This window comes from Calothrix sp. NIES-3974, from assembly GCF_002368395.1.
Lineage (GTDB): Bacteria > Cyanobacteriota > Cyanobacteriia > Cyanobacteriales > Nostocaceae > NIES-3974.
On record NZ_AP018254.1, the window covers coordinates 2,287,467 to 2,304,118 of the forward strand.

General features: G+C 41.9%; 13 protein-coding genes. 7 read left to right on the plus strand and 6 right to left on the minus strand.

Going from position 1 to position 16,652, the window contains the following annotated elements:
- Nucleotides 1-12: 12 nt before the first annotated feature.
- From CDC37_RS08995 to CDC37_RS09005, 3 genes are all read right to left on the minus strand, one after another.
- The gene (locus tag CDC37_RS08995) at nt 13-708 is read right to left on the minus strand and encodes a cyanoexosortase B system-associated protein (protein WP_096621454.1); all 696 of its coding nucleotides are present in this window, start codon (nt 706-708) and stop codon (nt 13-15) included.
- A gap of 461 nt (nt 709-1,169) precedes the next feature.
- Complete coding sequence (gene crtB / locus CDC37_RS09000; protein WP_096621455.1) at nt 1,170-2,045, minus strand: cyanoexosortase B; 876 nt, start codon at nt 2,043-2,045, stop codon at nt 1,170-1,172.
- A 313-nt stretch (nt 2,046-2,358) separates the two neighbouring features.
- A complete protein-coding gene (locus tag CDC37_RS09005; RefSeq protein WP_096621456.1) occupies nt 2,359-3,522 on the minus strand; it encodes a DegT/DnrJ/EryC1/StrS family aminotransferase in 1,164 nt (387 codons plus the stop codon).
- Between the two features lie 658 nt (nt 3,523-4,180).
- On the opposite strand from CDC37_RS09005, the gene CDC37_RS09010 reads away from it, so the two are divergent.
- The 5 genes from CDC37_RS09010 (at nt 4,181) to bchD (ending at nt 12,221) form a co-directional block, all read left to right on the plus strand.
- Complete coding sequence (locus CDC37_RS09010; RefSeq protein ID WP_096621457.1) at nt 4,181-5,803, plus strand: GAF domain-containing sensor histidine kinase; 1,623 nt, start codon at nt 4,181-4,183, stop codon at nt 5,801-5,803.
- A 130-nt stretch (nt 5,804-5,933) separates the two neighbouring features.
- Nucleotides 5,934-7,331 carry an IctB family putative bicarbonate transporter gene (locus CDC37_RS09015; protein ID WP_096621458.1) on the plus strand — a complete coding sequence of 466 codons (1,398 nt, stop codon included), beginning with the start codon at nt 5,934-5,936 and terminating at the stop codon, nt 7,329-7,331.
- Between the two features lie 360 nt (nt 7,332-7,691).
- Nucleotides 7,692-8,162 carry an SsrA-binding protein SmpB gene (smpB, locus tag CDC37_RS09020; protein WP_096621459.1) on the plus strand — a complete coding sequence of 157 codons (471 nt, stop codon included), beginning with the start codon at nt 7,692-7,694 and terminating at the stop codon, nt 8,160-8,162.
- 485 nt (nt 8,163-8,647) lie between these two features.
- Nucleotides 8,648-9,871, plus strand: coding sequence for a bifunctional sterol desaturase/short chain dehydrogenase (locus CDC37_RS09025; protein ID WP_442861071.1), 1,224 nt, complete (start codon nt 8,648-8,650; stop codon nt 9,869-9,871).
- Between the two features lie 319 nt (nt 9,872-10,190).
- On the plus strand, nt 10,191-12,221 hold the full coding sequence (bchD, locus tag CDC37_RS09030) for a magnesium chelatase ATPase subunit D (protein ID WP_096621461.1): 2,031 nt from the start codon (nt 10,191-10,193) through the stop codon (nt 12,219-12,221).
- 27 nt (nt 12,222-12,248) lie between these two features.
- Here bchD and CDC37_RS09035 read toward each other — a convergent pair whose 3' ends face one another.
- From CDC37_RS09035 to CDC37_RS09045, 3 genes are all read right to left on the minus strand, one after another.
- Nucleotides 12,249-12,710 carry a YidH family protein gene (locus CDC37_RS09035; protein ID WP_096621462.1) on the minus strand — a complete coding sequence of 154 codons (462 nt, stop codon included), beginning with the start codon at nt 12,708-12,710 and terminating at the stop codon, nt 12,249-12,251.
- Nucleotides 12,711-12,719: 9 nt separating this feature from the next.
- Nucleotides 12,720-13,166 (minus strand): hypothetical protein, encoded by a 447-nt coding sequence (locus CDC37_RS09040; RefSeq protein WP_096621463.1) that lies wholly within the window; start codon nt 13,164-13,166, stop codon nt 12,720-12,722.
- Nucleotides 13,167-13,526: 360 nt separating this feature from the next.
- On the minus strand, nt 13,527-14,186 hold the full coding sequence (locus CDC37_RS09045) for a peptidoglycan-binding domain-containing protein (protein WP_096621464.1): 660 nt from the start codon (nt 14,184-14,186) through the stop codon (nt 13,527-13,529).
- A gap of 270 nt (nt 14,187-14,456) precedes the next feature.
- Here CDC37_RS09045 and CDC37_RS09050 point away from each other — a divergent pair, with 270 nt between their 5' ends.
- Complete coding sequence (locus tag CDC37_RS09050; protein ID WP_096621465.1) at nt 14,457-15,872, plus strand: hypothetical protein; 1,416 nt, start codon at nt 14,457-14,459, stop codon at nt 15,870-15,872.
- A gap of 120 nt (nt 15,873-15,992) precedes the next feature.
- On the plus strand, nt 15,993-16,454 hold the full coding sequence (gene rimP, locus CDC37_RS09055) for a ribosome maturation factor RimP (RefSeq protein ID WP_096621466.1): 462 nt from the start codon (nt 15,993-15,995) through the stop codon (nt 16,452-16,454).
- The last annotated feature ends 198 nt before the right edge of the window (nt 16,455-16,652 follow it).

Genomic DNA, 16,652 nt, shown 5'->3' on the forward strand with positions numbered 1-16,652 from the left:
GAATGGTACAGTTTACAACTTGCCATCCATCAAAGCTAGTTGAACTTTTTCACCCAGGGATTTCACCTTTTCCCACTCGCGATCGCTTTGCCCCAGTTGTTCCATTGGTACTACAATACTAACTGCTGTCCAAGGAACTCTTTGTTTACGTAATTGGGCTGCTTGGTCGGCCATAAACCATTTTAAGGGTGATGGATTACCATTTCCTTGCCAAGCGTACCACTGCAATACCGCAAAGGTTTCTGTTTTGGTTGCACCGCGAAAAAATCTGGCTTGAACTGTGAATGGTTGTTCAGATGCTGGTGAAACTGTAAACTCTACATGACGAAATTGAGCCACTTTCCAACCCATGTAACTATCAATATCCACCCATTCGACTTGAGGTTGTTTGCGTTCATCATTCTGGGGAAGTAATTGTAATAATACTGGGGTCTGATCACTTTGACTTTGGATTTTTTGTAGCACCCATCTTTGTTGACCAATTTGACTTACATTTTTTTCCAGAGTTCGCCAACCGGGTATTTCCAAACCAGTTTTATATAGCTGTCGTAACTGTCTAATTGTGGCTATAGCTGGAGGTTGTTTCCACTCCCATTTTCCACCCATGTAACCTGGTACAGCACCGATTATCAGTAAAGCGCTTAAGAGTAGGAGTACGGCTATTTTGGGGAAAAGGGGTTGTTTAAGGGTTTTGGTGATAGAAAGCATTTTAGTAAATAATTTGTAATTCGTAATTCGTAATTCGTAATTCGTAATTCTTAATTTGTAATTCGTAATTTTTCCTGTGAGAGTTAAATATATTTCAGTTGCTTAGGAACGGCTGTCAACCGATTCCTTAGAGGTTGTTTTCAAGTATTAATTATTACTACGTCCTGACTCTGGACAAGGGGTTATAAAGCTGATTTTTCCTTCGAGAGTACAGACGCGACATGTTGCGTCTCTCCCTATTCCAAAAACGATAATTCAAGTATTACAATCGACTTTTAAAACATCCTCTTAGTAGTCCAGCACATAAGTTATGAGGGTTTTGAGTGTTTGCTCTAGCTTCACAGAAGCTATGATCTGAAGGCGCTATACCCCCAGGGTTATCCTAGACTAGGGTGGTTACGTGCTTTTTTTTACCCATCTCACCCATCAAAATTAGTGTGGTGGAGTACAGATGTAAAATGTTATATTCCTCCTGACTCCCGACGGGAAAAGTAATTGTCGAGTTTATTCAAAACGGGAATCAGCAGTAATAGCATACAGGCTGAATACATATCACCTCCCCAACTATCGTGTAACCAGACAAATAATCCATCCTTCCCTGTACCGTGGAAGTACGTAAGTAAAGTGTTGCGGATAATATTCGCAGTTACACTCATCACCGCAGCAAGGGAGAGGAACCAAATAATTGTTTTTCGGGATGCGATCGCACCAGTCCAGTACAACAGCATCAAGGCGACATACTGGGTGGTAAACAACATTTTTAGTCCAGCACAATAGGGAGCAACTTCCACAACCCTTCCACCGACAAAAATATAAATACCCTCAACACTGACATTCATACCCAATTGCACCAAAATAAATCCAGCGCAACCAGCGATAAAACTTTGTAGGGGTAGGGTAAAAGGTGTAAGTAAATAGGGAATAGAATTGGGTGTTGCTAAAAATACTAGTAGTAATGGGAATCGATGTAATCTAAATCCTGGCATACCCTTTACCCACAGGCAAAATCCCGTCAAAATTACCGGTAAAGATAAATTTACCCACTCACTGACTCCGGTTAAATAAAACACTCCACCAATAACCAGGAGAACAGCACCCAGGGGATGAATTTGGTTGGGAAGACGTTGCCATTTTTTGCGATTTGTCCACGCAATGTAGGCTGCAAAGGGAAAACCGATCAATCCGTGACTGAAGTATTCATGTTCGATGCTGATACTTTTTTTTATCCAACCGTCACACCAGTGAATTAACACAGGTGCATACAGGAGCGCAAATACTCCTAACAGGGAAAGATTTGTCCAGTGGAAAGGGTAATTTTTTGCTGGTGATGAAGTCATGGTTTGGAGGGAGTAGAGGGTAGAGACGCGACATGTTACGTCTGTACGGGAGTGGGGAGTAGGAATAATTTATTTACATGGTTTAGTTATGTCCAAACTACATGGGAAATTTACCAGTAAACACGTAAATAATCATTTTTGCGTAATAAATTACTCATATTTTTGATGTTTTTTAGTTGTTCTTTTTAATAGACTTAATTCGTTAGATATTGATTTCCATAAGTCCCTGCTGGGTAATAACCTAGTCAAGTGATGGGAAAATACTGAGTTAAATTTCTTTTTTAATTATCCAAGGTACAAGACCCCTTTTTTTCTATTCGTTTTTAGCTGTCAGTGATTCAATATTGGTGGTGACTGCGGTGGTGATAGTCTTCACTACGTGACTAACCTGTTCTTTCGTGAGTCCAGGATACATGGGTAGGGAAAGAATCCGGGATGCGAGTTTTTCCGAGTTGGGGAAGTCGCCTTGTTTGTATCCTAAATAGGTGAAAGCTGGTTGCAGATGGCAAGGTATGGGGTAGTGAATTCCGGTTTGAATACCTTGGGTATTCAGGTAATCTTGGAGAGCTTGACGGGATAGGGGACAATCGGAGTCAATGCGAATTACATACAAATGGTAGACATGACCAGTACCGCTTTGATTTTCAAAGGGAGTGATACCGTATTTTGCTAGGGGTGCGAGTTGTCGGTCGTATTCATTGGCAATTAGGTTGCGATCGCGATTCCATGTTTGTAGGTAGGGAAGTTTTTCCCGTAAAATAGCAGCTTGGATGGTGTCGAGCCGACTGTTTGTGCCCATCTCGGTGTGATAGTATTTGTAGGATGCACCATAGTTGCGCAGGCGAATCATGGTTTGGGCTATTTCGGGATTCTGGGTTAGTAAAATTCCCCCGTCACCCATTGCACCCAGGTTTTTACTCGGATAGAAGCTAAAGGCTGCGGCAATTCCCACTGAACCTGCGCGGTATCCTTCCCGTTCTGCGAGGTGGGCTTGGGCTGCATCTTCAAAGATGAGAAGATTGTATTTGTCGGCAAATTCCCGGAGTTTTTGGGGGGAAACCATTTGTCCGTAGAGGTGGACGGGTATAATGGCCTTAGTTTTATTTGTAACTACGTGGGCTGCGGATTCTAAATCAATTAGGGCTGTATGGAAATCACAATCAGCAAAAACAGGAGTTGCACCCGCTCGTAATACACCAATCAAAGTGGCGACGAATGTATTTGCTGGTAAAATTACCTCATCCCCAGAACCAATTCCACAGGCTTTTAAACCTAAGGCGATCGCGTCGGTTCCAGATGCAACTCCCACTCCATAGGCTGATTGGGAAGCGGATGCAAAGGCTGCTTCAAATTCGGCTAAGGCTTTACCGAGAACAAAATCACCCTGATTGATAACGTTGTGAATTGCGGTTTCTAATTTTGCTTTAATTGCTTGATGTTGTATATCTAAGTTGACAAATGGAATATTTATACTCATTGCGATCGGAACCCGATTTTATTTTTGAATCTGTACTTTTGAAGTCAGGGGATAGTGGGTTAGAAAAAACAACTTTTATGGGTTTTGCCGTATATAGTTCTGTGCAAGCAGGCTATACCTACATAATGACTAAAAATATTTAATTCTCTGCATATAAATTAATTATTTGCCGAAATTTAGCGTATTTTTATCTATTTTTATATATGAATTAATTAGCCATTTGGTATACACCCTATCTATCATTTAGTGCATAATTAATCAGAAACATCCTCAGTAAATCCAACTATAAATTCAGCCTCAATATAAACTTTACACTTAAGTGTTTTCAGCATCATGCTGACACTATTAAACCCGATTGATATCATTTCCGAACTAATTCAGATGCGGATTGACCGGAAACTGATTGTTAAATAGTGAAAAAGAAAACCGAAGCCACAAACGTAAACTTCAGTGGATGATAATATGTATAAAAACAACAAGTACGATGTGATAAATTAAGTAAAATCACCAATAAAATTGCCAAAACATCAAAAAAATATTTGCAACTTGTTTATCTGACAGCAAAATGGGGAATGCTTAGAAATAGATAAGTAACCCAAGATGACAGAGGTTATACAAAAATACCAATATTGAACACGTATAGAAGGTAACTATAGTAATGACAGAGCCAGAAGATAAAATGATTACTATAAGAAGCGCTTGGGGTTCCCAGGATGGACGAGATGCAATGCGGCTAAAAGTTCTGACAGAACTGGGTTTACGGCAACCCGAAACAATTCCTGTATTTGAAGAAGCCACCCAAACCGCAGCCCATTTTTTAGAAGCACCTATCTCCGTTTTAGGATTTGTTGATAGCGATCGCCATTGGTTTAAATCGGCGGTAGGATTATCTCGGTTGGGTTTGATGAACCAGTTAGCCCAAACCCGTCAGTTACTGCGTCAGGAATCTTTCTGTACAAAAGTAGTGGAAAATGCGCAAGTTTTAGTTGTTAATGATACTTTTAATTTTAATGATACCAATCTCGTTAATAGTAAATTAGTACAGGAATACGGAATAAGAGCTTACATCGGGGTTCCGTTATTTGACGCATCGGGAAATTGCCTAGGTTCCTTAGCGGTGATGGATTTAGCACCCCGTAATTTTACTACCCGTGATATCGAGTTTTTGCAGATTATTGCTCGTTGGAGTATGAGCGAATTTGAGCGTAATCGTTTACTGCAAACAGGAGATAAGGCTAAAAAGTCCCTATCTCCTGGTTGGGAACCAGCTGATTTTGAAACTACAGCCAGTGAAGTCAAATTGGCTGCACCGAAGTTTAAAAACGAAATTACTACTACTGGTCAGTTAAAATTGGAATTACTTTCCCAATTAACCCATGAATTACGCACACCCTTAACTTCTGTGTTGGGAATGGCTAGCGTTCTCGGACGGGAAATCTACGGACCATTAACTACTAAACAACGGGAGTATTTGGAAATTATCCAACATAGCGGCAGATATTTGCTTTCCTTAGTGAACGAAATTTCTGAATTAGGAGCAATGGAGGAGGACACAACTGAGTTAAATCTGGTTCCCGTAGATATTGAAATGTTGTGTCAGCAAGCGATAAATACCCTCGAAGAAGCTGCAAATCGTCGAGAACAGCAAATTCGTTTGTCCCTAGAACCCGGTAGGGGAAGAATTTGGCCTTTGGATAAGGATAAGGTCAGACAAATTCTTTACCATTTAATTTTCAGCGTCATTCAAATATCGGCAACTGGTAGCGTTGTACGTATCCACGTTTCCTACAAAGACGATAATCTGAATATTACCGTCTGGGTGACTCATCCCTGGTTGGGGGAAGGCATCACGGAAATTGAACCCTATCTACGCTTAAACCCCCAGTCTGCGATGGAATACCATCGTTTTGGACTAGCCGATGATAAGTCTTTTGATAGTTACTTTGACAATCATGAGATGAGCAGTAATAGTGCTTTGAATCCAGTGCAAAAAAGCAGTAATTACCACAATTCCCTACCTAGTTCCTTCCCCTTGGGGACAGAAATGGAGAAACACATGAATCAAGGGAAAAATTCTGGACACCTATCAAGGGAAAGTTTGGGATTATTACTAAGTTGTCAATTAGCAGAATTACATGGTGGACAAATCGCAATTCAAGGTTCCGCAGAATCCGGATTCCGGTATTTATTGTCGTTACCATTACAAAATAGTGCAGAAAGTAGCGAAGAAACTAGCAGCGAAACCCCATACTTGCAAACTGAGTCCCAGGAAGCATGGTAAATCATCAAATTAAATTTTTCCAAATTATTTGTCAAAAAAGCTAACTGCATCATTAACTTTTTGGAACTGGGCAGATTATCATGAAGTCGAAGTTTGGCACGAGCGTGCAAACCAACTACGACAGAAATCAATGAATTTAATTTGGGAAAGATTAACATTTTCAACGGTATCCCTCAAGGAATACCTCGACACTAGCTACGTCCATCGGTTGCTAGTCGGTTCCTTGTCCTCTTGGCGACAATCTAGTGTGTTGCTACGATGGGGAGATGAAATCGCAGCTGCAATCATCAGCCTAATTTATGGGTTAAGTCCCTTTGTCCCCAATCCACTGATTGGATTTTTGATTATTGCTGGAGCGGCATTTTGGTTTTTGCTTACCATATCCGATGATACCAGTCAAGCAAATGCCCCAACTGTCACCCCAATCCACTTACCAATTGTGGCTTTTTGGGGTGCAGGGCTAATTGCCACAGTCATGTCTCCAGTCAAATCAGCTGCTTTAGCAGATTTGGTGGTATTTACGCTATATTTGGTTTTATTCGTATTGTGTGCCCGTATTCTTACTAATCCACGCATTCGCAACTGGTTAATTTTGTTGTACATGCATGTAGCATTAGTTGTGAGTGTGTATGGGATTAGACAGAAATTTTTTGGAGCTGCCCAACTAGCAACATGGGTAGATCCGGAATCGCCCCTATCTAAAAATACCAGGGTCTATAGTTATTTAGGCAATCCCAATTTATTAGCAGGGTATATATTACCAGCATTAATTCTGAGTTTGATCGCAATTTTTGCCTGGAAACGGACGACGGCGAAAATGTTGGCAGTAACAATGTTTGTTGCGAACCTATTATGTTTTCGCTTTGCCGATAGTCGAGGTGCATACATTGGTTTTGGCTTTGGCTTGATTGCAGTGACTTTTTTGCTGGTTTATTGGTATCAAGAACAACTAACACCATTTTGGCGTAGGTGGTTGATTCCGATGGTGGTTTTAGGCTTTGTTAGTTTATTCATGGTGGGATTTGTTGGGTCGGAAACATTCCGTTTACGTATTATCAGTATTTTTGCGGGAAGGGGAGATAGTAGTAACAACTTCCGGATTAATGTGTGGACAGCAGCAATCCAGATGATCCGCGATCGCCCGATTTTTGGCATTGGTCCAGGACATAATTCCTTTAATAAGGTTTATCCTTTGTACCAGTTACCTCGATTTAGTGCTTTGAGTGCTTACTCGGTGCTATTGGAAATTACCGTGGAAATGGGATTGATTGGCTTAATGGCTTTTCTGTGGTTGCTTGCAGTCACCTTTACCGTTGCAGCAAAACAATTACGACGTTTTCGTCAACTTGATCATACCGATGGCTTGTGGGTAATTGGTGCGATCGCAGTTTTAGTGGCTATGTTAGGACACGGTTTAGTGGATACCATTTGGTATCGTCCCCAGGTAAATACCCTCTGGTGGTTATTTTTGGGGTTAATCGCAAGCTACTGGGTTCCGCAAAATCGCAATTCCCATGATTATCAGTAGAGACGATCCGTCGAGTCGTCTGTATCATTAGTGGGAGTGGAAAACACCGCTCCCAAGATATTTATCTGAAAACATCTAGGTAGGGATTGGGGTTTGTCTCATCTGTGTTTAGCTGTAAAAGTATTTTTTCTCAAATACTTGTCCAGATAATTCAGTGATTTTGGATTTTTCTGATAGTTTCTACTCCCGACTCACCACTCCCTTCGTTTCTACTCCCGTCACGGACTATTCCCCATTCCCTGAAAGTTTTGGAGTTTTGCAAGAAATCCAGGTATAATGGGGGTTTGTAATCAATATCAAAAATCCATTTTCCCCTACTCCCTAACAAATGCCTTTAGAAATTAAATCGATGAACATGGAATGAAAGAAAAGAGCGAAGGCTATAAAGTTATCAGTGATAACCGTCAAGCACGGTTCCTATATGAAATTCTGGAAACCTACGAAGCGGGAATTCAGCTAGTTGGTACGGAAGTCAAATCCATCCGTGCTGGTAAAGTTAATCTTAAGGATGGCTATGCCATTCTCCGTAATGGTGAAGCTTGGTTGTTAAATGTACATATTTCCCCCCATCAGCAAGCGAGCGAATTTTTTAACCACGAACCCAGACGCACGCGGAAATTGCTGTTGCGTCGCGATGAATTGCGTAAACTGATTGGTAAAGTTGAACAGGAAGGATTAACCCTTGTACCCCTGAAACTTTATTTAAAACGCGGTTGGGTAAAGGTAAGTATTGCTTTGGCTAGGGGTAAAAAAATTCACGATAAACGGGAAGATATTAAACGTCGTCAAGATAAACGGGAAATGCAACGAGCGATGAAACGTTCCTATTAGGTCGGTAGGTGAGTTGGGATTTTGGATTTTGGATTAACCTGATAGCTTTTTGGGTATGAATTATAATTATTCCCCTTTTGTATTCAAACCAAAATTATCGTTGTGTTGTTTTGTGTAGAGACGTAGCATGGCTACATCTACATAGCCGAAAAAAGAATGCAGCAGATGAATTTTGCCCCATATTCTGGATGTGTTGCAAGCATTTTTGCAATCGGTATGAATTAGAGATAAGCTGAAATACTCGTTATCTCTGAGAAAGCATCATCAAATACCCCTGAAAATATTTGCCATCTTGAAATTGCCCATAGCTTATAGATACACTGCCTGTGGGAAGATACTCATGGGGCAGTTTGCCGATAGCTGAGATGATTATTTTCACTGATTGTTGACAATTAACCGTCAACGCTCAACAATCCTGATGAATCTGGATTTGAGCTTAAATAATAATCAATTTTTCAACTTCACATTAAACAACTATGGAGATAATGGCACAAAGCTGGATCGAAAATGGGGTAAGTTGGGTTTATTTATTAAATACCCTTTCCCGGTTTGCTGTCTGGGGGTTAGGTTCGATTTTCATCGTGGAAATTTTGCGTGATAGTTACCATGCTTTGTGTCATCAGGTGGATTGGTTAGCAAAATGGCACAATAAACACCATATGGTCTATCGTCGGGATTTATCGATTATCTCGGTCAAGGCTTATCAAGAATCCCAGTTGTATCACGATATTGTGGAATCGGCTTTATTGTTGCTGATTGCGACACCGATGGCTTTGGGGATAGGGGAAAGTGGTTTATGGTTAGGTGTGGTCTATGCGGGAACTTTTCTGTATGGTGCGAGTGTGCGCTATTTCCAAGGTAAAATTGATACAGACTATAACCATTTACCCGGACCTCTAGAGCAAATACCCTCCAATTGGTGGGTGAATCGAACCTACCATTGGCGGCATCATTTTGATAATGTAGATGCTTATTACAGTGGGGTGTTTCCCTTGGTGGATAAGATATTGGGGACTGCTTTGTCGTTAAAGGGTAAGACAATTGCGGTTACGGGTGCATCAGGTGCTTTAGGACAGGCTTTAATATCCCAATTGTTGGGACAAAATGCCAAAGTTATTGCTTTGACTAGTCATCCGGACAGATTGACACCCGGTGAGAAATTAAAGGTGTTGGTATGGGAAAAAGGACGGGAACATGAATTACAATCAGTCCTAGAGAAGGTAGATATTTTAATTATTAATCATGGAGTGAATGTGTATGGCGATCGCAGTTCGTCTGCCATTGATGCTGCCTATGATATTAATACTTTTTCGGCTCTCCGGCTAATGGATGTGTTTATTGCAACTGTTACCGGTCCCCAAGCTAAAGCCACTAAGGAAATTTGGGTAAATACATCGGAAGCGGAGGTTTCTCCAGCTTTTAGTCCTTTGTATGAGTTGAGTAAACGCGCTTTAGGGGATATAGTCACCCTCAAGCGGTTGGATCGAGACTGTGTGATTCGCAAGTTGATTTTAGGTCCGTTTAAAAGTCAACTCAATCCCTACGGTATTATGTCTGCTGGTTTTGTCGCAAGGATTATTATTTTTTTAGCCAAGCGGGATATTCGGAATATCATCGTCACCATTAATCCATTGACCTACATTTTTTTCCCCATCAAGGAAATCTCTTCCCATCTGTACTTCCGATTGTTTACCCAGGGGAGGAAGTAGTAGTACTCCACTACCCTCTATTCCCGACAGCCACCTTTCAAGGTATTGTAGAAAATGAATAATAAAAAACTCGCAAAGCTTTAAAAATCTCATTTCTACAGGTCAGCAAAAATCAATACTTAATCCCGGATTTCTCACAACTCCCTCAAACTCGCAGGGAATAGGGAGTGGGGAGTAGAAAGGAAATTCAACTGCTACTCAACCCTTACCCTTCACTTGTGAGAAATACCGGTTAATCAGCTCTGTGATTAATTGATTCAAGAACGAGATTTATCTCTCCTGTATTCTGAAAACCCGCATATATTCCCCTTGAGTACCCATGTCCGCATCCACACTTAGCCCCACAATTACAGCATTTCCCTTGACAGCCGTGATTGGTCAGGAAGCAATTAAATTGGCCCTATTATTAGCAGCAGTCGATCCCGGTTTGGGGGGGGTAGCGATCGCTGGACGACGGGGAACTGCGAAATCCGTGATGGCTAGGGGTATTCATGCTTTACTACCCCCCATCGAGGTGGTGAAGGATTCCTTTTGTAATGCTGATCCCAATCACCCTGAAACCTGGGATGATATACTGATAGAGGAAATAGCCGATCCACACAATCCACCCACAGCAGTCATTCCCGCACCCTTTGTCCAAATACCTTTGGGAGTCACAGAAGACCGCTTACTGGGTTCGGTGGATGTGGAACAGTCGGTACAGAAAGGAGAAACCGTCTTTCAACCCGGATTGTTAGCAACTGCGAATCGCGGAGTGTTGTATGTTGATGAGATTAATTTGTTGGATGACCAAATTAGTAATCAGTTACTGACGGTCATTTCCGAAGGACGCAATATCATTGAACGGGAAGGTATTAGTTTCCAACATCCCTGTAATCCCCTATTTATCGCCACATTCAACCCCGAAGAAGGACCACTGCGCTCACACTTACTCGACCGAATTGCTATTGTCCTGTCCGCAGATGGTGTCCTCGGACTCGATCAACGGGTGGAAGCAGTTGCACAAGCGATTTCCTACACGCGATCGCCCCAGGAGTTTCTCCAGCAATATCAAGCTGATATCGATGCTCTCAAAACCCAAATTATTTTAGCTAGGGAATGGCTCAAGGAAGTACAAATTAGCCGTGAACAAATCACCTATCTGGTTGAGGAAGCAATTCGCGGACAGGTAGAAGGACATCGAGCGGAATTATTTGCAGTCCGAGTCGCAAAAGCCGCAGCAGCACTCGAAGGACGTACCCAAGTTACCCCCGAAGACCTGCGTCGTGCAGTGGAATTGGTAATTGTCCCCCGGTCAACGGTGGTGCAAACTCCTCCCCCAGAGGAACCACCCCCACCTCCTCCCCCACCACCCCAAAATCAGGACGAATCGGAGGAACCGGAAGAGCAAAACCAAGATGAACCGGAAGAGCAGGAACAGGAAGACCAGGAACAACCGGAACCACCAGGTATCCCGGAGGAGTTTATTTTTGATCCAGAAGGGGTAATTTTAGACGAGAGTGTGTTGTATTTTGCCCAAATGGCCCAACGTCAAGGTAAATCCGGTAGTCGCAGTCTCATACTTTCCGAAGACCGGGGACGCTACATTAAACCCATGCTACCTAAGGGGAAAGTTCGTCGTATTGCCGTGGATGCCACCCTGCGAGCCGCCGCCCCGTATCAAAAAGCACGTCGCGCTCGCCACCCAGAGCGGAAAGTGATTATCGAACAGGGGGATATACGTTCCAAACGGTTAGTTCGTAAAGCTGGTGCGTTAGTGGTGTTTGTGGTGGATGCATCGGGTTCAATGGCTTTGAATCGGATGCAATCAGCGAAGGGAGCGGTAATGCAGTTATTAACGGAAGCCTACCAAAATCGTGACCAGGTAGCATTAATTCCTTTCCGGGGCGAACAAGCGGAGGTGTTGTTACCTCCCACCCGTTCCATTGCTTTGGCTCGCAATCGCTTAGAAAGACTACCTTGTGGTGGTGGTTCTCCCCTAGCCCACGGATTAACCCAAGCAGTGCGCATCGGTGTAAACGCGCAGATGAGTGGTGATATTGGGCAGGTGGTGATTGTGGCAATTACGGATGGAAGGGGGAATATTCCCCTATCCCGTTCCCTGGGTGAACCCCAAGACCCTGATCATAAACCGGATATTAAAGCCGAATTATTGGATATTGCAGCCAGAATTCGGGCGATGGGAATACAATTATTGGTAATTGATACGGAAAATAAATTTGTCAGTACTGGGTTTGCCAAGGAACTAGCGAAAAACGCTGGAGGTAAATATTATCACCTTCCCAAAGCTAACGATAAGACGATTGCAGCCATGACCAAAGGTGCAATTGCAGATTTAAAATCCAAATAGCTGTAGAGACGTAGGATTGCTACGTCTCTACCTGGGATAATTCCGTGATTGTAGCTGCTTGGTGACTAAGGGATGGTAAATGCGGTGCTGTTTGAGGAATGATCTACGACCATCACGCCAAAATAGTAGGGGGATACTTAAAATACCCAAACACATCACAATCCCGGTCATGATCCAAACTAATAGGCGATTAGCTTGATAGTTTCCCCGTTCAATTTGCCAGTAAACTTGATTGTAGTGCCATGCAGCTACGGCAATCACCACAATCCCAAATATCACCAAAGCTAAACCCAAATTTTCCGAGTTAAATAGGGGATGGGGGGTCTGTTGTTGCTGGGTGATAGCGAAATTTAACTGACGCAAAAACAAACCAAAACGAGCGATCGCAAATCCAAAACCTATGAGGGAGATGGAAGTACGTAACCAAGCGAGAAATGTCCGCTCGTTAGCTTGGTGTTCTCGTTGACGGTCGAGATGGGAATCAGGCACAGTTAGTTATTATGTATGATTACTATTTACTACGTTACTACCTCGGTATTTACGGATAGGGTGAGTCTGATGAGTGTTTACAAAATCAGAGCTTGGAGCTAAATCCGCTTTTGTGCTTTGCTGGTTTGGTAAAAAAACTGCACCTCGATATTTAAATAGGTGACTAGCTTGGGAATTGCTGGGTATTTGCGAGTTGGTTACTGCATCTAATTTTTCACTCTTTTCGGTTTCCAGTTGGTGTAAACGACAAGAATTAATCCACAGTAGCTTGTTAGTAATAATTAGGACAAATAATAAGATAATAATATGAATTGGGAGGGGAGCAATAATCAGGCTAGTCAAGAGACAAATAGCCGCGATCGCACCAATCAAATAGGTAAATTCATTATCCCACTTCTTGGAGATGTATCCACCTGTTATCCCCATTACCAGTGGAACCATAAATCCCACGTGCATTTTGTTTAACCTCTGGAATCTAAATTCAAAGATTTTATCAGTCTAGATATTATTGAATCACAATTTGTAATCATTGTGTTCATAAATACTTATATAAGAATCTAGGGAACAGGGAGTAGGGATTAGGGAATCGTTTTAAACCAACAATTCCACTTTCATTATCGGCTGTAAAAAATTACAGATGCAAGGTGTTGGAGTTTCTATACACCAATTTGTTTGCTCTTTTGCGACGAGAATATCTTCTAGAGCTTACAAGGAATTTTTTTCGAGACGCGATATATCGCGTCTCTTTTAGATCAATATTTTACAAACAAGACTTTTTGCTGCAAACCCTACCAAAAAAGATAGACGTGGAAATTTCTAAGGTGTTTCCGTGGGTGTGGAAGTAGGTGTTGGTTTGGGTGTCGGTGTAGATGTGGGAGTCGGTGTTGGTTTGGGTGTCGGTGTAGATGTGGGAGTCGGTGTTGGTTTGGGTGTCGGTGTAGATGTGGGAGTTGGTGTTGGTTTGGGTGTCGGTGTAGATGTGGGAGTTGGTTGTTCCGGTTCCTTATCTAGTAATTCCCGTGCTTCTTGGTCAAGCTTTTGTCGGAGAGCTAAATCAGCAATTCCGGTTTCTTCAAGCTGTAATTTTTTTTGATATTGTTTAATAGCCGCTTCAGTACGCACCCCAAAATATTGATTGCGAGGTAGGGGAGGATCAAGTTTGAGAACTAAGTTCAAATTTGACTGCAATATTTCGACAATTTTGGCAGCATGTTCTTGGGTTTGGGGTCCTGCGATTCCATCTACGAGTTTGAAACCATATCCTTGCTGGTATTCGCGAACAGCTTTTTGGACATCAGGGTTAGTTAAGGGTTCGTTGGAGACTTTAACGTTGTAACCCAGTCCCCGTAAAACCGCTCGGAATTGTTGGGGTGTGTAGGGACGGATTGCAAAAGCCGTATCCGCAACAATAATACTGGTTGTGACTAAACTGGTAGCAATGATATTAAAAGTTGATTTTGTTAAACCATACCACATGGCTTTCACTCCTCTGGATAATTTGTTTTCCGACTAATTCAAATTTTTCCATCAATAATGGAACTGTCGGGTTTTGTATTCCTTTAATCTTGATTATTCACCATTTTTGATTTAATTCATTCTCTGATGTGAGTTTGATTTAACTAATTTAAGAAACGTAGCAATGCTATGTCTCTGTTCGGGAATAATAGTGGTATGTCATCTTGCCGAAGAAATATATTTTAAAAAAATAAAATTGTAATTTCTATTAGTTAACGTAATTAGAACTAAATGCTCAAACTAGCTGTAAAAACACGTCCCCACCTTCGATTAGAAAGGATTATGGCAGTAATTGCCACTATCAATTTAGGTTTAGTATTGTTTGATTGGAGTTATATTCCCTGGCGTGATTTTTACCTGAGAAATGTGCCAACTTTAACCAGAATATACGACAAAATTAAGGGGATTGAACCCCATCGGGATACAGAAAACTATGTCATTCAGGTGCGTAATTTAGCCGAACAAGTTGCCCTCACAGGACTTGATTCACCAGAAGTTGAAAATATATTGCAAACCTTACGAAATAGTAGTAAAGATATAATTGATACAAACCCCTTTGCGATCGCCAATAAAACCGGGACATTAGAAAAAATCAAAAATCGAATGCGCGATCGCCTGAAGGAAAAATCTGCCAAACAAGCATTTGCGACCTTTTGGAGTGTCGATTATTTGCGAGCCAAGGGTTGGACAAGAGAATATCAATTTTATCAAAGTCGGATTGAACCATTACTATTGACAAATTACTTCCGACAGATTGGTGAACATGGGGATTTTATTGATTGGTTTTGGCTGATCGACCTACCATTTGTGAGCATTTTTGCTCTAGAAATGCTGACGCGCTGTTACTTTATTCGCCGTAAATATCAATATAGCTGGATTGAGGCATTTTTATGGCGTTGGTACGATTGGTTTTTGTTATTACCAGTGATGCGATGGCTACGGATAATACCCGTCACCATTCGACTGGATAAAGCCCAATTAATTAATTTATATCCGGTGCGGAAGTTAGTTCACCAAGGAGTTGTAGCCAACTTTGCCGCAGAACTCACCGAAATAGTTATAGTCCGAGTAATTAATCAAATTCAAGGTTCGATCCGACGGGGTGATTTGAGCAAATGGGTAAAGCAACAGCAACACACAGATTATATCGACATTAACCAAGTCAACGAAATTGAAACGATTTTGCAAATTTTTCTGCAAACAGTCATCTATAAAGTCTTACCGCAAATCCAACCAGAATTGATTGCCATTTTACACCACAATATCAATCGAGCCGTCCAAGCAGCACCAATTTACCAAAACCTACAAAATCTACCTGGAATCAGCAATCTGCAAAACCAACTCAACGAACAATTAGCCACCCAAATTGCCAACAATTTATACCAAGCCCTCCTAAGTTCCGTAGAAGACCCCGTTTCTGGTCAACTAGCAAATAAATTAATGGAACGTCTCACGAGCAGCCTTGGTCAGGAAATGCAGCAACAACATGTAACATCCGAACTGCAAAACCTGATCTTTGATTTTCTCGAAGAAGTTAAAATTAACTACATCCAAAGACTTTCCCAAGAAGACATTCAAACAATCATCGAACAAACCCGTCAACTACATAACCAAAGCAGTAATATCACCACAGTTGTTTCAAAATGAAACAAATGCGCTAAGATGGTATCTGAGGCAAATCATGACTGATTTGCAACAATACTTCTTGGAAGATATCCTTATCGCAGGAAGTGGGTCGTAGCCCACTTTTTTTGTTGGAATTTTCGCATGACTCATCCGTTTGTACCGCAAATTATTGAAATAGCAACACCAGTGGCAACAGAACTGGGGTTGGAACTTGTTCATGTTGTTTTTCATACCAATCAATCACCACCAGTATTGCGAGTTGACGTTCGCAATCAACAGCAAGACACTGGTTTAGACGATTGTGAGCGGATGAGCCACGCCTTAGAGGCAGCGCTTGATGTCGCCGATATTATTCCCGATGCCTACGTATTGGAAATATCGAGTCCCGGCATTTCGCGTCAATTAGTTAGCGATCGCGAATTTATTTCTTTTAAGGGATTTCCTGTGATTGTTTCCACTTCCCCACCCCATAGTGGACACCAGGAGTGGATGGGACAGTTGGTTCGTCGTGACGAAACAGCAGTATACATCAACCAAAAAGGTCGTATTGTGGCTATTCCTCGTTCCCAAATAGTCCGTGTGCTACTAGACGAACCTCGGTAATTTGGTTATTTCCAGTTTTTTTTCACCTGATTACGTTCCCTAGGAGTTAATCCCAGCATTTGGAGCAAATATCTCGAACATCAAGGGAGTCGGGAGTCGGATTTCAACCCCTCCATCATCCCATCACGTACAGTTCGCCGATGAGAAGTTCCGGTATCGCTCTCAATGTATCGTGTGGTTCGTAGTTTTAAGGGTATT

What these genes read in the sequence shown, in the direction of transcription:
- CDC37_RS08995 (WP_096621454.1), bottom strand. Translation starts at nt 708, where the DNA reads ATGCTTTCTATCACCAAAACCCTTAAACAACCCCTTTTCCCCAAAATA.
- crtB (WP_096621455.1), bottom strand. Translation starts at nt 2,045, where the DNA reads ATGACTTCATCACCAGCAAAAAATTACCCTTTCCACTGGACAAATCTT.
- CDC37_RS09005 (WP_096621456.1), bottom strand. Translation starts at nt 3,522, where the DNA reads ATGAGTATAAATATTCCATTTGTCAACTTAGATATACAACATCAAGCA.
- CDC37_RS09010 (WP_096621457.1), top strand. Translation starts at nt 4,181, where the DNA reads ATGACAGAGCCAGAAGATAAAATGATTACTATAAGAAGCGCTTGGGGT.
- CDC37_RS09015 (WP_096621458.1), top strand. Translation starts at nt 5,934, where the DNA reads ATGAATTTAATTTGGGAAAGATTAACATTTTCAACGGTATCCCTCAAG.
- smpB (WP_096621459.1), top strand. Translation starts at nt 7,692, where the DNA reads ATGAAAGAAAAGAGCGAAGGCTATAAAGTTATCAGTGATAACCGTCAA.
- CDC37_RS09025 (WP_442861071.1), top strand. Translation starts at nt 8,648, where the DNA reads ATGGCACAAAGCTGGATCGAAAATGGGGTAAGTTGGGTTTATTTATTA.
- bchD (WP_096621461.1), top strand. Translation starts at nt 10,191, where the DNA reads ATGTCCGCATCCACACTTAGCCCCACAATTACAGCATTTCCCTTGACA.
- CDC37_RS09040 (WP_096621463.1), bottom strand. Translation starts at nt 13,166, where the DNA reads ATGCACGTGGGATTTATGGTTCCACTGGTAATGGGGATAACAGGTGGA.
- CDC37_RS09045 (WP_096621464.1), bottom strand. Translation starts at nt 14,186, where the DNA reads ATGTGGTATGGTTTAACAAAATCAACTTTTAATATCATTGCTACCAGT.
- CDC37_RS09050 (WP_096621465.1), top strand. Translation starts at nt 14,457, where the DNA reads ATGCTCAAACTAGCTGTAAAAACACGTCCCCACCTTCGATTAGAAAGG.
- rimP (WP_096621466.1), top strand. Translation starts at nt 15,993, where the DNA reads ATGACTCATCCGTTTGTACCGCAAATTATTGAAATAGCAACACCAGTG.